23 protein-coding genes are annotated in these 13,272 nt (G+C 32.9%); 17 read left to right on the top strand and 6 right to left on the bottom strand.

Features of this window, described 5'->3' with window-relative positions:
• The first annotated feature begins 278 nt into the window (after positions 1–278).
• The 10 genes from dnaN (at position 279) to D1B32_RS11540 (ending at position 6,129) form a co-directional block, all read left to right on the top strand.
• Positions 279–1,568, top strand: a complete 1,290-nt coding sequence (gene dnaN, locus D1B32_RS11575) for a DNA polymerase III subunit beta (protein ID WP_118889431.1) — start codon at positions 279–281, stop codon at positions 1,566–1,568.
• A 54-nt stretch (positions 1,569–1,622) separates the two neighbouring features.
• A complete protein-coding gene (locus D1B32_RS23750) occupies positions 1,623–1,766 on the top strand; it encodes a hypothetical protein (RefSeq protein ID WP_158586250.1) in 144 nt (47 codons plus the stop codon).
• A 34-nt stretch (positions 1,767–1,800) separates the two neighbouring features.
• Entirely contained in the window at positions 1,801–1,983 is a 183-nt protein-coding gene (locus D1B32_RS11570) for a hypothetical protein (RefSeq protein WP_118889430.1), read from the top strand.
• Position 1,984: 1 nt separating this feature from the next.
• The gene (locus D1B32_RS11565; protein ID WP_118889429.1) at positions 1,985–2,176 is read left to right on the top strand and encodes a hypothetical protein; all 192 of its coding nucleotides are present in this window, start codon (positions 1,985–1,987) and stop codon (positions 2,174–2,176) included.
• Between the two features lie 26 nt (positions 2,177–2,202).
• On the top strand, positions 2,203–2,451 hold the full coding sequence (locus D1B32_RS11560) for a hypothetical protein (RefSeq protein WP_118889428.1): 249 nt from the start codon (positions 2,203–2,205) through the stop codon (positions 2,449–2,451).
• Between the two features lies 1 nt (position 2,452).
• A complete protein-coding gene (locus D1B32_RS24440; RefSeq protein ID WP_262366394.1) occupies positions 2,453–2,584 on the top strand; it encodes a hypothetical protein in 132 nt (43 codons plus the stop codon).
• 165 nt (positions 2,585–2,749) lie between these two features.
• The gene (locus D1B32_RS11555; protein ID WP_118889427.1) at positions 2,750–3,007 is read left to right on the top strand and encodes a hypothetical protein; all 258 of its coding nucleotides are present in this window, start codon (positions 2,750–2,752) and stop codon (positions 3,005–3,007) included.
• A 230-nt stretch (positions 3,008–3,237) separates the two neighbouring features.
• Positions 3,238–3,681 carry a hypothetical protein gene (locus D1B32_RS11550; protein WP_118889426.1) on the top strand — a complete coding sequence of 148 codons (444 nt, stop codon included), beginning with the start codon at positions 3,238–3,240 and terminating at the stop codon, positions 3,679–3,681.
• Positions 3,678–3,893, top strand: coding sequence for a hypothetical protein (locus D1B32_RS11545; RefSeq protein WP_118889425.1), 216 nt, complete (start codon positions 3,678–3,680; stop codon positions 3,891–3,893). The genes D1B32_RS11550 and D1B32_RS11545 overlap by 4 nt, the downstream gene beginning before the upstream one ends.
• 1,081 nt (positions 3,894–4,974) lie before the next feature.
• On the top strand, positions 4,975–6,129 hold the full coding sequence (locus D1B32_RS11540) for a replication initiation protein (protein ID WP_158586249.1): 1,155 nt from the start codon (positions 4,975–4,977) through the stop codon (positions 6,127–6,129).
• On the opposite strand, the gene xerS is transcribed toward D1B32_RS11540, so the two are convergent.
• Positions 6,122–7,195 (bottom strand): tyrosine recombinase XerS, encoded by a 1,074-nt coding sequence (gene xerS / locus D1B32_RS11535; RefSeq protein ID WP_118889423.1) that lies wholly within the window; start codon positions 7,193–7,195, stop codon positions 6,122–6,124. The two genes, D1B32_RS11540 and xerS, sit on opposite strands and share 8 nt — an antisense overlap.
• Positions 7,196–7,604: 409 nt before the next feature.
• Between xerS and D1B32_RS11530 the strand changes: the two genes are divergently transcribed.
• The 6 genes from D1B32_RS11530 to D1B32_RS11505 all read left to right on the top strand — a co-directional run bounded on the left by D1B32_RS11530 (position 7,605) and on the right by D1B32_RS11505 (position 10,052).
• Complete coding sequence (locus D1B32_RS11530) at positions 7,605–7,835, top strand: hypothetical protein (protein ID WP_147379900.1); 231 nt, start codon at positions 7,605–7,607, stop codon at positions 7,833–7,835.
• Complete coding sequence (locus tag D1B32_RS11525) at positions 7,801–8,343, top strand: hypothetical protein (protein ID WP_118889421.1); 543 nt, start codon at positions 7,801–7,803, stop codon at positions 8,341–8,343. Before D1B32_RS11530 ends, D1B32_RS11525 begins: the two co-directional genes overlap by 35 nt.
• A 166-nt stretch (positions 8,344–8,509) precedes the next feature.
• Complete coding sequence (locus D1B32_RS11520) at positions 8,510–8,755, top strand: hypothetical protein (protein ID WP_118889420.1); 246 nt, start codon at positions 8,510–8,512, stop codon at positions 8,753–8,755.
• Positions 8,755–9,066 carry a type II toxin-antitoxin system PemK/MazF family toxin gene (locus tag D1B32_RS11515; RefSeq protein WP_118889419.1) on the top strand — a complete coding sequence of 104 codons (312 nt, stop codon included), beginning with the start codon at positions 8,755–8,757 and terminating at the stop codon, positions 9,064–9,066. Before D1B32_RS11520 ends, D1B32_RS11515 begins: the two co-directional genes overlap by 1 nt.
• A gap of 21 nt (positions 9,067–9,087) precedes the next feature.
• Positions 9,088–9,468, top strand: a complete 381-nt coding sequence (locus D1B32_RS11510; RefSeq protein WP_118889418.1) for a hypothetical protein — start codon at positions 9,088–9,090, stop codon at positions 9,466–9,468.
• Between the two features lie 308 nt (positions 9,469–9,776).
• Entirely contained in the window at positions 9,777–10,052 is a 276-nt protein-coding gene (locus D1B32_RS11505; protein ID WP_118889417.1) for a hypothetical protein, read from the top strand.
• A 196-nt stretch (positions 10,053–10,248) separates the two neighbouring features.
• Here the strand turns inward: D1B32_RS11505 and hag are convergent, their stop codons facing one another.
• The 3 genes from hag to D1B32_RS11490 all read right to left on the bottom strand — a co-directional run bounded on the left by hag (position 10,249) and on the right by D1B32_RS11490 (position 11,836).
• Complete coding sequence (gene hag, locus D1B32_RS11500) at positions 10,249–11,121, bottom strand: flagellin Hag (protein WP_118889416.1); 873 nt, start codon at positions 11,119–11,121, stop codon at positions 10,249–10,251.
• 76 nt (positions 11,122–11,197) lie between these two features.
• Positions 11,198–11,383, bottom strand: a complete 186-nt coding sequence (locus D1B32_RS11495; protein WP_118889415.1) for a carbon storage regulator — start codon at positions 11,381–11,383, stop codon at positions 11,198–11,200.
• 81 nt (positions 11,384–11,464) lie between these two features.
• Entirely contained in the window at positions 11,465–11,836 is a 372-nt protein-coding gene (locus D1B32_RS11490; RefSeq protein WP_118889414.1) for a helix-turn-helix domain-containing protein, read from the bottom strand.
• Between the two features lie 278 nt (positions 11,837–12,114).
• Here D1B32_RS11490 and D1B32_RS11485 point away from each other — a divergent pair, with 278 nt between their 5' ends.
• A complete protein-coding gene (locus D1B32_RS11485) occupies positions 12,115–12,441 on the top strand; it encodes a hypothetical protein (RefSeq protein WP_118889413.1) in 327 nt (108 codons plus the stop codon).
• A 26-nt stretch (positions 12,442–12,467) separates the two neighbouring features.
• Here the strand turns inward: D1B32_RS11485 and D1B32_RS11480 are convergent, their stop codons facing one another.
• A complete protein-coding gene (locus D1B32_RS11480; RefSeq protein WP_158586246.1) occupies positions 12,468–13,025 on the bottom strand; it encodes a hypothetical protein in 558 nt (185 codons plus the stop codon).
• The gene (locus tag D1B32_RS11475) at positions 13,006–13,257 is read right to left on the bottom strand and encodes a hypothetical protein (protein ID WP_118889411.1); all 252 of its coding nucleotides are present in this window, start codon (positions 13,255–13,257) and stop codon (positions 13,006–13,008) included. Before D1B32_RS11475 ends, D1B32_RS11480 begins: the two co-directional genes overlap by 20 nt.
• Between the last annotated feature and the right edge of the window lie 15 nt (positions 13,258–13,272).

Here is a 13,272-nt window from a genome sequence, read left to right as displayed (position 1 = left end):
CATATTTCGAATAATACACGGAGTAAGGAAGTGATTAATATGTTTTTTAAAAAAGAGTTTAAATATCATGTTGTTTATACTTATCAGAATAACAACACCGGTGGTGATGGTTCTATAACTATCAGGAGGAACAAGAAGATAAAGACATCTGCGGACGTTAATGGTATTAGAGAATTCATTGAAACTGAATATAGCATGGGTAAAGTAGTAATAAAAAATTGGATTAGGCTCACTGCGTAGTTCGAATAATCTAAAACAAACAAGAGGGAGAGATTTAAATGTCAACAGCAGTTGCTGAAAAAGAAATCGTTGAATTAAATGAACAAGTGGAGGATTCACTTAAAACAAAATTGGAAGTAGAAATAAGAAAAGATGTAATGCAAAGCATCTTAAAACGTTTAGATCGTTCTAGAGAGAAAAATGGTGTACTTCCAATTAAGCAAGGGATTTATATTTTCTTCGATGAGGAAAAAATTGTAGGCCGTGCAATGAATGGTGACTTTACTACAGAAGTAGTTGTAGCAAAGGATAAGAAAAACTTTGACATTCTAGATGGAACATCTGGCGGAGCAGTATTTATGGATCCTAAACTAGTATCTATGGTTAATAGTCTTCCTAGAAAAAACATTAAGCTATCCATCAATGGAGGAGATGCTGTTTTAAGTGCAGGCCGCTCTAAATTTGAATTAAAAATTCTAGACCATTTAGAATATCCAGCTATCTTTAATGAGCTTGGTGGTGTAGAAATTAAAGTTCATCCAGATGTTTTAAGAGCAATGTATAGAAACACTACTTATGCTACGTCTACTAATGAAGTTAGACCATTCTTAACTGGTGTTAACCATAAACTTGTAGATAGACATCTTGTTTTAGCAGCTACAGATGCACACAGACTAGCTCAAATGCGTTATGAACTAGACAAAGACTTTGAAGAAGTCAGCAAAATTGTACCGGCACCTTCATTAAATGAAGTTCAAAAGCAGCTGGATGACACAGTTTCATCTGTAACGCTTCACATTAAAGATAAAGAAGTTATCTATGTGTTCTCTAATGGTGTAACCATTCGTTCAAGAGTAATCGATCATAATTTCCCAGATACAGATAGACTTGTACCTGAAGATTGTGTAACTGAAGTAAGCTTCTTGGCTGGTGACTTACAAAGTTTAGTCAAGCGTGCAATGCTTGTCGATCAAGAGAATTCCGTTAAACTTCTTATCCGAGCTGAAGATAGACAAATGCGTATGGTGTCTAGAGAAGCAGATAAGTCAGGATTTGAAGAAGATGTTGTACCACTACGTGGCCAAGGAAAAGATATTCGAATCGGATTCAATATTCGTTATCTAATGGATGCATTAAGCCACTATGATGCGGAAGAGCAAATTAAATTACAATTCATTAGCTTTATGAAGCCATTCTTAATTCGCACAGAAAATGGTGATGATCGAAATTTAGATTTAATCTTACCAGTACAACTTCCAGATAAAGATGCAAAAGATGCAGTAGTTACAATCGATAATTTTAAAGCTGACATTCAAATTGACTTAGTTGAAGATGAGAAGCCTGAGTGATTCAGGCCTTTTCATCTGTAATTGATAGAAAATACGAAGCAAGAGGTGAGCGATTTGTATAGACATGAATGGTACACGCTACACAATGGAAGAGCTATTAAATGTGATAAATGTGGCGCATATGCACATATTGATTATCACGATAATTTTAGGGAGATTGAGGCTAAAGAAGATTGTCCGATTGCACAGTCCGAATAAAAAGTTGATAGATAATCTAAAGGAGTAAAACACAATGGAAAAGGTGAAATTTGGATTTGAAGTTAATGAAATAAATGTGGAAAAAGAAATGCATTACACTAAGAAGCCAACTAGAACACAAATTGAAGAAGATATGAAAGAATGGTTTTTTGCTAATCAATATATGTGGTTTTATTATGAAATGGATGGAAAAGAAATTAATTTAGGTGATGATTAAAATGACAATGAATTACATCTTGCTTTTAATAGTTGTATTCTCACTTGGTTTTCAAATAGGCAAAGCATATATTGTTAAAGGTTTGTCTTACAGAGTTGAACAGTTACATGAAGAAGGAGATTACCGAAAAGCTTGGATGATTGAAGAAGCCATAAAAAGTTATGAAAGTGAAAATGAATCAAGAAAGAATTAATTAAATAGAGAAAAGGGGTTTTGACATTGTATACCGTTAGAAGAAGAGATGGAGATAATCATAATTTAACAACCTTAGAACAGCATCTCAAATATATACAAATTTACTTTAACTTTGATCTTTACAATGCTTATGGAGGATTTTGCATTCAATTATTTGCTGAGGAGTTTTATGCAAATGATCAGGTAGATTGTGATGCGGAGTTTCATGGGGACTCCATAAGTGATGTTGTATCACAAGCTATTAATTGGATTGATGAATTAAGGAGGTCGTAAGATGGGACGTTTAAACACGAGCGATTTGATTGAGCAGCTAATAAATCGAATAAAATTCGAATTCGATAAAAAATACGGAGTAGAAAAGGAGCGTATTAATGGAAACATGCGCATATTGCCAGAGTGTTTATGAAGTAGAAGAATCGAGTTCGAGTATTCAAGAAGCATTATGTTCAATGGAATGTGAGTTAGAATTTCAAAAACACGAAGAATCAATTAATGAGTACCTTAATTCACTTTCCGAATAAACTTCTAATTAACATTCGATAGATACTACGTACTAAAAGGGGAATATTATATGGGATTATTACAAAATAAAAGCTGGATGACAGAGGAATTATATAACCAGTATTTGCAATTAAAGACTGAAATACCGCAATTAATAAAAGCAAGGGATTTTTACGTTAGTAAGCAAAGTGATTTAGGGATTCTTGATTATCAAAATAGTATTGATGAAAAAGTAGAAAGACTAAAATATATACTAAATCAGTTAAAAGTAGTGCATGGAATAGCAATGGAAGATTTGATTTTACTAAGTATTGGAATAGATGTTTAACTATTACGAAGTTCAAATAAATTTTTCTATTTAAAAACTCCATATAGAGGTGGTAAATATGAATTCTTTAAATGAAAGATTGGATTTAATATGGGATAATGCTAATCCTTGTAAATGCGGTAATGACGACAATTGGGCACAGAACATTAAGGGAACAATATACTGCAATGAATGTAAAGAAGTTGTTGTGTAGTTCGAATACACTCCGATATTAGAAAGGAAGATGAATTATGATTAGTCAAGTAAATACTAGAAATTTAGTTGTAAATTGTCATTGTGGAAATAAAATCGATTTTGAAGATTTATATGATTCTACAGTTAATGATTTAGATTCATTTTCAAAACTTGCAAGTTTTGAAAATGAAGAATTAATCTGTGATTCTTGTAATAGGAAATATTCTTTATCATTAGATATAAGTCTGGATATATCAATCGATCATGTTGCTCTGGAAGAATTAGAAGAAGGATACAAAAGCAAACATGGCGAAGAACTTCCTCCCACTTATTTTAACGAATTAGATCTTGATGATGAAACTCTTTTAGAGGATGGAGAGTATTTTGTAGGAAAACAAGTTTACCGCATACTGGATGGAAAATTACTATATAAACTGTCCGCATTAACAGATGAAAATCAAATGGATTTGTTTGAACTAGAAGGGACTTTAGCTTCATGACAATAGAAAAGGCAATTTTTATTACAAATGTATTCGCACACTCTTATCCAGATTTACATACACAACTGTGGAAAGAATTTGAAGAAAATGTGCATCAATCAAAACGAAGTGGAGTATTTGGTGCTGATAAATTGGCTTACATGAAATGGTTAAATGAAAAAAAGCATGATACTTTTATCTCACTTATTGATAATTCTATTGTATCACGGTAATTCATTCCATTTTAAATTTCTTGTAGAATAATGAAATTAGGTATATAATGTAGTCACCAGGAATAAAATATAAAAGAAGAGTGCTGGCTGCAACCAACACTCTAAATGAGCAACGCCAGAGTTAATGGCGATTCGCAGATTAGAGAAGTAACTCATAACCTACTTGCGGCAGGGTGAGTTACTTTTTTTCGTTTTTCTCATCATCTTTAATATTATCTCTTTTAGATATATTTTTTGTGTTCATAATTAGATAGACAACTATCATAATTTTTAACACAATGACAAGAAATTCTGAAGTAACTATCAAAGCGATCACCTCCCTTCTCTATAGATGTTGCTGAGAAAGGATGCAAATCGCCATCACCCTGCTTTATTGCTCTTACTTATTATATCATAATTTTTTCTATTAAAATATATTAAAAAAGACACATACTATATGACTCTCTTTAAAAGAGACTTTATTAAACATTTAGGACATATATAATCATTTAATACATTTAGGGGCGCTGTAATCCCTGTCGTATAAGGGTTCGTGATGTCGAAATATCACGGATAGGGTGCGAAACATCACGAATCGGGTACTAATCTATCACACTTGTAGGGTTTAACGATCACAGATAGGGTATTAAAGTATCACAGAATAGGTACTCAATTATCACACTTGTGGGGTTAACCATCACAGATAGGGTATTACTATCACACATTGGGTATAGGGATAATCTATTTTCCTTATAATTCCTGCTATAACAGCTTTTTTGTTATCACAGATAGGGTACATGGGGTATAAACGATTTACATTTGTTTATAACTATCACACATCGGGTAATACATAGGGGGTCTATATTTGGATATTACCCAATGTGTGATAGTTTACATAAAACACAGGTACCTAATCTGTGATAGTTGCTTATAAAATCACAGATACCCAATGTGTGATACTTCAAAGATCATCACAAGTACCCAATGTGTGATAGTTGTTAAACATCACACGTACCCTATCTGTGAGACTTCAATAAATCTATTGAATTACTATTTTTATTATGAAATAATAATAAGCAATATAATGTATTGGACTGGTTGTATGGGCGAAAAGATAAAAAAAGAGAATAGAGTACAAGTCTATCAGGCAAATGATTTAGTAGAGGCGATTTATGAGGATGACTTAACTGCAACAGAGCATAAAATCATTCGTTATGCAGCAGCTAAGATTAATAAGTCTCCAGATCATTTTCCTAATGTCTCATTTACAGTAACAGAGTTTATTAATGCTGCCGGTATATCAAGTAAAAGTTATCACAGCAAAGTGAAAAAGATGGCTGGTGAATTAACTAGAAAAAGAATTCGTATAAAGACTGAAGATGAAGAAGGGTGGTTTCCTTGGTTTAAAGGTATTGTATATAGAAGCGGAATGGTACATATAACATTTAATGATTTAATCAAGCCATACTTAATCAACCTAACCGAGCAAGGACGTTACACAAAATACTCATTCCCTACAATTGGAAATATGCAAAGCCCCTATACAATACGATTATTTGAGTTGCTTCAGCAATATGCTCCAATAGGAAAAAGAACCTTTGAATTAGACAAATTAAAGGAGCATCTTGGAGTTAAAGATAAATACAAACAGTATGGACATTTTAAATCAAGAATACTTATGAGAGTAAAAGAAGAGCTTGATGATATAAATGTTTTAACATACGACTTTGAAGAAATCAAAGAAGGAAGAAAAACAGCTAAAATTAAGTTTGATATCAAAATTACAGATAGCTTAGATCTAGGAGGTAATCTAAAGGAAGAGGACATAAAAGTATTTTTAGAAAAAGCAAGACCTCTTATTAAAGAATATGGGTATGATATTCCAAATAGACAAATTAGAGCCTGGACAATATTTGGAATTGATGAGCTAAAAGCTGTTCTTGAAGATATGCAACAATATTCTACTAATGTGGGACATGTAGGAGCATATATCACTACTATTCTCAAATCTAGAAGAAAAGATTATTTAAAATCTGCTTCCAAAATAAATGCTAAAGATGAAAAAACAAAAGATATTATTATGAGGTATCTTAATGAGAGTAAAGGTACTATACCTCCAGTTCCTGATTGGCATATAAAAAACAAACTAGTTGGAAGGTTTACTAAAGAAGGGTATTCCTCAGAAGAGTTTGAAAAGGTATGGGAAGAAAATGGAGAGTACATATACAATGTAATCAATCACAAAGCAGTCAGATGATCCTGTCTGCTTTGTTTATTGACTGTTCAATTTGTTTATCCGATATATAAGTATAAATCATTGTTGTTTCTACATTTGCATGATTAAGTATTTCCTTTAGCATTGCTAGATCCTTATTAATTTTATAATGATTCGTAGCAAAGCTATGCCTTAACTTATGCATGGTCAATGTTGCTTTACCGAATGCAGATGCATAGTTTTTTATCATTAATTGTGCTGCTCTAACTGTTAAGCGATTAGACTTACCATTACCCGTTCTCCTGGAGATAAAGAAAGCTTTATTAGTTCGATCTATTTGGTATCTTTTTTCACGTATTTCCAAATATTTTCTCATATCTTCTGCTGCTACATCACTAAATGATGCAATGTCACCGGAGTCTCCTTTTCTTACAATATCCACTTGTCTACGATTCCAGTCAATTGAATCCACATCAATACTTAAGGCTTCACTAATTCTCAATCCGGATCCAAGCATTAAACTTATTAATGCTAAATTACGCTCTCTGTTGAATGTATGAGCACTATGTCTTCGTATTTCATCTCTACTTATTAAATACCTTCCATACCCTTCACGTATAAATTGCCGAAAAGCATTTATCTCATCATCAACTAATATTTTGCTTGCGATTTTTTCAGCTTTTTTCTTATCAGAAAGTCGTTCTTTGCGAATATTTATTTTCATCATAACATTACGCTGTAGGTAGGGATATCCTTCTTCATCCTCAGCAATCTGAGATAAATAATGAAATAAAGATTTAAGGGAGGTGAGTCGTCTTGCTATTGTATCAATTTGATTATTGTTTCTTATACAATATCTTTCGTAGCTAATGATGTTTTGTATTGTAAGCTTTTCTAAGGTGTAAATATCTACATCCTTCATTGGACCAGGATGCAATTCTTCCTGAACCATCCATTCAAAAAACTTATAGTAATCTCTTGTATAGTTGTAGAGCGTGTTAGCACTAGCATTAATTCGATAATCAACATATTCATTCACATACCAGGGTAAATCGATTAAATGAAGTTTACTCTGATCCAAGAGCCTTCTTTTTTGCTCAGGCGTCATCTCTACCAGCTCCTTATTATATATAAGGTAGCAAATAAATTAAAAACTCGCAATGAAAACTTCGTATAAAACGATGTAATTTTAGAGCAAGGTCAAAAGAGGGTAGTCAAGTGAACAGATGTTCGCCAGTTTTTCCTGTTAACTTATATTGACATGAAAGGGGAGTTAAATTATGAGAATAGGAGATTCTTGGCTGTTAGTTACTGAAAACTTCGTATAAGAATTGTTATACGTAGTTTTCAGTACAAGGTTAACTGTTAAGGCTCCAGAGTTAGTAAAACCACAAATTTAGCCGTTCACACAAGGGGAAATGTGGTATAATGAATCTAAATATAGGGAACTCTACTAATAACTAGACTGAAAACAGCAGGTGATTAGTATGAGTGGTAATGAAAAGGAGGAGAATAAATTGGGAGAAGCATTAGTTCTTAGAGAAGAGAATGTTTCAGGTAAAGTTCTGTTCGAGAGCGACGCTGATTTACAACGTGCGAAAAATTGGATTGAAGCACCTCCAACATTAGATGATTTTAGACGGCTGAGCAATTTAAAAGGAAAATTAGCTATGTTTAACAAAAACTATAATAAAGAGGAAGGAATTATTCGCTTTGAACCTAAAAGAGATAAAGGTTCTCGAAGTTGAACCGGAACTAATAGAGAATTTTAAATGCAGGGATGAGAAAGTTAAAAGATATTTAATAGAAGAATCAAGAAAACGTGAAGAAATGAACCTCACTCGTACAACTGTCTTTATCGAAGAAACTACGGGTGAGGTTATTGGTTATTATGCCATGCATGCTGCATACACAAAACTAGCAAAATACATACGGAGAGGAACAGAAAGAGAAATAGAAGAATGGGGCCCCATCATGTATACTGATCAGGATGTTGATTACCCCTCTATAAAGTTGCACTTTTTTGGAAGATGCGATAATGATCTCTATAAAGGAATAGGTTCCCAATTCTTAATGCACTTTCTCAATAAATGTTATCAATTAACCAAAGTCATTGGATTTTCACTAATTGCATTGGAATGTAAAACCGATCTTAAACAATACTATAAAGATCATGGCTTTAAATGTATTGGTAGCGATGGAGAGCGAAAAGTTATGGCCATGAAATCCACAGACCTTAAAGAATTGTTTGAATAGAAAACAGACAAAAAAAGGACATGGAAACCTAAACTGCATTTCTACAACTTTGTTTCTGCGTATCTATTAATATTTAGACAAAGCAGACTTTTTCTGATAAAGTTAAATTATAATGTATCTTTTTAATGTAATTGCATATACTGTTTATCCAATAGGTGGTGATCAGTTGAAGAAAAAAGGAGGCAAAAAAATGACTATAAGTACTCCTAGTAGACGTTCTGTAAATCATTCAACTCTTCGTTCAGCTAGAAAAGTTCGTGAAGATGCCGAAGCACGTAAGTTAAGTGCTATTTCTAAAACAATTGACGTAACTAAGCTGAAAAATCAAGATCCCTTGCAAGTTGACAAGTTTGGGAGAGTAAATATCTCACCAGACCATCCAAATTATAAATTTTGGATGGAGGATGAGTAATGCAGCCAGGTTATATCTATAAATTAGAATTCCCATATGAAGATGGACAGGGCAGCAAAAATCGCCCTGTCCTTATTCTTGTGCTTTCAGAAGACAAGGGTAAGGCTCTTGGGTTAAAAATAACTGGGACCTCTAGAAGTAATAGGATTGAAATAAAAAACAGTCCTAATTCCGGTTTAAATAAAGTATCTCATGTCCAATTTGATCGTTATGCGTTTTTTGACAACATATCGAAAACACCTTTAGGAAAATTGAGTGCAGATGATATGAAAGAAATTGTAAAACATTTCAGTGCTTATCATGATGTATAAGATAGGATAGTTTAGACAAAGATGTTTATAATAGACGTCATAAATGATAGGATGGTGAATATAATCGCTCAGAGGGAAATCTATGATTTTGAAAGAGAATGGTTGAAGGAACATCCATATCGATTATCAAGGAAGTTTGAAGAGGAAATGCCCGAATTTCCAAACCACGATGAAGCTAGAAAATACTTTGAAGGAAAATTCGAAGGTAATTTTCTTCCATCTAATGTTGATATAATTGATGGTAAGCATCTTTACTTTTATGACCTGGTTGTTCACCGAGAAAACTATGATAAATTCAAGAAGGATCTACTTGAAAAAGGGTTTTATAGTGGGATGGATGGAGCATTAAGCTATCACCCTGTAGAAATATGGGAAGATGGACGTATTCACATTGTATATTAATAAATTTTTAGATTAGACATTTGAGCTAATCTAAAAATTTTACTCCCTTTCTTTTAGGTTGCTTGAAATATATTGCAAATGAAGGTATACTTTCATTAAGAAGTAGCTGCTATAAATCCACTGACTGAGTGCGCAAACACTCGTTCAGTGCAATTACATGCCGCAAGATGTATGGTAGACCAAATTTATGAGCAACAAAAAGTAACTACCTGTCAACTGGTATGTGGAGGGTAGTTACTTTTTGTTGCTCTTTTTCTAGCTGTGAAAAAAGAAGATGTAGTAGCTATACCTAGAGGATGGTGAATATAATGGTTCAGAAGGAAACCAAAAAGAATAGGGATACCTTAAGTCTAAAAATGGAGCCTCAAGAATTAAACTATAAAATCGTAGAAGCTTATCTTCCTGAAAAATGGGAAATGCCTCGAAAAGGAAAGCTTCTTTATAGTGACGAAGAGTTATTGGATGTATTTAAGATTCTAGTCTTTAACCTTGGAGTAAAAAAGTCACTTGATACAATCTCTTACAACCTAATCGAACAGTATATACGAGAAAGTGAAAGCAATCTGGAAGGAGAAGAAGAATAACCTAGTTTACATAATATATATTGATGAACAACGAGGAAATTATTGGTAGACAAGTCTTTTATTTTTTCGAGTAGACATAATCTTTATTATCGGAAGTTAATTTAAAAAAATATTTTTTGTCTCAAAATTCAGAGTTTACTTAAGATATTGAGATAAAATAACAAAGCGCAGATAAAATACTGCGCTTTGTTTGTTATTATTGAAGTAATTGTAATACTCCTTGTGGTTGTTGGTTTGCTTGCGCCAACATGCTTTGAGCTGCTTGAGAAAGAATATTGTTCTTAGTGAATTCCATCATCTCTTTAGCCATATCAGTGTCTCTGATTCGAGATTCTGCAGCTGTTAGGTTTTCAGATGAAGCTCCAAGGTTATTAATTGTGTGTTCCAAACGATTTTGCACTGCTCCTAGAGAAGAACGTTGAGTAGATACTTGATTGATTGCATCATCAATGGCTTGCAATTGAGTATCGAAATCTGTAGTTGTGAAATCAGTAACATCAATATCAGAAATCATTGTTCCGCCTTCTGTTCCAATAGCTGTAGCTCTCATATCAGCAATATTGACAGTTAATTGTTGCCCACCATTTGCTCCGATTTGGAAAGTAATTTCAGCCACAGTATCTGCAAAATCTCCATTAAGAAGGTCTTTTCCATTAAACTGTGTGCGGTCAGCAATACCTTTACTACCATCAGCCATTCCACCAATTTCTTCTTTCAATGAAGCAATTTCATCCTGAATTGCTTGAAGATCGACATCTTCCTGAGTTCCTGTATTTCCAGCTTGAACTGTTAGTTCACGCATACGTTGAAGGATTGAATGAGTTTCGTTAAGAGCTCCCTCGGCAGTTTGTATAAGACTTATTCCGTCCGATGCATTCTTAGAAGCCATTTCTAATCCACGAATTTGGCCACGCATTTTTTCTGAGATTGCTAGTCCCGCAGCGTCATCGCCTGCTTTGTTGATACGAAGACCTGAAGTAAGTTTCTCCAATGAACCTTGTACTGCTCCTTGGTTTGCTCCTAATTGACGATGTGCATTAAGAGCTGAAATGTTGTGATTGATAATCATAATTATCTACCTCCGTGTGTTTGTTTTTCTAGCAAACCCTATCCTTGTGAGATGCTAGTATATATAATATCTCCTGTTAGGAGTTATTACCGTCATAAATCTCTCCACGAATAATATTGAATTCTTGTGGAGCTGAGATTCTTAGCTTAAGAGAATGCTTTAAGCCACCTTCTCCTTTAATTACTTTAATCTCGACTTCTCTTCCTTGATCGTCTTGAATGACTACTTTTTCTCCTACTTTTCTACCTAGAACTAATGCCACTTTTCATCCTCCTTGATGATTACAATAGTTATATCGGCTCTTTTAAATATATGTTTAACGTTTTTTAAAAAATATTTTATTTTATTGACTGTATCTCTCATATAGCTTTTTAAATTCAATACAGAATTCTTGCTGTTTCGATTTTAAAATACATGGATTTTCAGTAATGTAAATGATTAGCTCATTAAAATATTCATTTTCACATAATTTCTCTTGCAACTTATGGGGAATTCTGCCTAATAAGTTAAATAATATTTGCTCATTTATATTGTAAAAATTAGCTATTTTGTAGATCGTAGAATCCGAAGGATCTTTTTTCCCTCTTTCTAGATAGCTTAAATATTGTTTTGTTAGTTCAATTTTATTAGCTATATCACTTAATGTATAACCATTCTCCATTCTAATGTCATGTAGATATGATCCGAACTTTTCTAATCGATTCATTTCTCTCATACTATTTCTCCCTCTAGTGATTTCTTAAATACTTTATCCTATTTATTCATAAAATGGTCATGAAGTAACAAAAATGTAATATTTTATATTTACTTTTCATTGGAATTAGTATAATATAAATCCCGGTGCAGAGTTGTAAACTGATGGTTGACAGTAATCTTTCTATTCAGCATTTATTAAATTTTTATTTATTCCAAAATACGAACACTTGTTCTTGAATGTCTGTTTACACTCTGATATTATAATTATACCCAATAAGATTAATGGAGGTTTATGTTGTGCCAATAAGAATTGCTGTTGCATCTATGAGTTATCTGTTTCTTCAACATGTAGCTAATAATCCTAAAGTTGTTAATAATCAAGTGGTTGAAGGTGAACTTAACATGTTTTTTACTGCTTGTATCGAAGAGAATGAGCCTGAAAGTAGAACTGCTAAAATCCTTGAAGAGTCTACTATTAGCGAAATTAAGGAAGGTGGATATCTTAAAGACTATACTATTGATGAGTTGACAAGTGAAATAAGAAATTCTATTTACATCATTTTAGGAAGGAATTCGAAGATATTGGAAGATTTTTTCTTATCATGTCTTTTTAAAGTAAATTAATTCAAAATACTAGCAAAAGAGCCACATTACTGTAGCTCTTCTAATTGAATAATTTTATTTAGTTGTTTAACTGCATTTTCTAGCGTTGTTTTGTTATTAATTATATATTTGCATTTACTCTTAACGCTTATATCCTGATCTAATTGCTGCAATCTTTCTTCTATTTCTGTTTCTGTTCTATTTTGCTTAATCATTCTCTCCTTTAAATCGTTAGGATTAATGTTAATATAAATAGATACCATATCAATAGGGAGGTCTTCTTTTGATATCATTGCTTTCATGTACTGATAGCCCTCCCAATCAATTACATAAATCATATGCGAGCTACTCAATCGATCAAGCTCTTTTTTTGTTACCCCGTAATAGTTCCCACAGTAATATGTTTTTGCAATAAGCTCACTCTCTATTTCATGGAATCCTTCTACATCTATAAAATAGCCATCTTTACCTTCTATTTCTCCTACTCTTTTCTTTCTTGTCCTGTAGGAGACAACATAGGGATAACCACTGGCAAATTTAATCGCATCTTTCCCTGACGAGGATGGACCTATTAGGCAAAATAACTTATTTGAGTGATTTTGCATGCTTTTCTCTCTCATTTTCTGCATCTTTCATGCATTCTTCTAAGATTCCCTCATTAACGGCAAGCGTAGCATATAGTACTTCAGCGACAGTTAGTTCCATTTCTTCTACTATATTGCCAATTGCATCATGAATTTTATTGCCAGCTTCAACCGCTCTTTCTAGTTCTCCTTTTTTAAATTGCTCTTTTAATATAGAACGTATTATTTCTGAAGTTTGAATATTTAATTCCACTTATAACCCTCCTTT

The organism is Oceanobacillus profundus, assembly GCF_003515705.1.
In the GTDB taxonomy this organism is placed as follows: domain Bacteria; phylum Bacillota; class Bacilli; order Bacillales; family Amphibacillaceae; genus Oceanobacillus; species Oceanobacillus profundus.
This window is presented reverse-complemented; position numbering and strand designations above follow the sequence as displayed.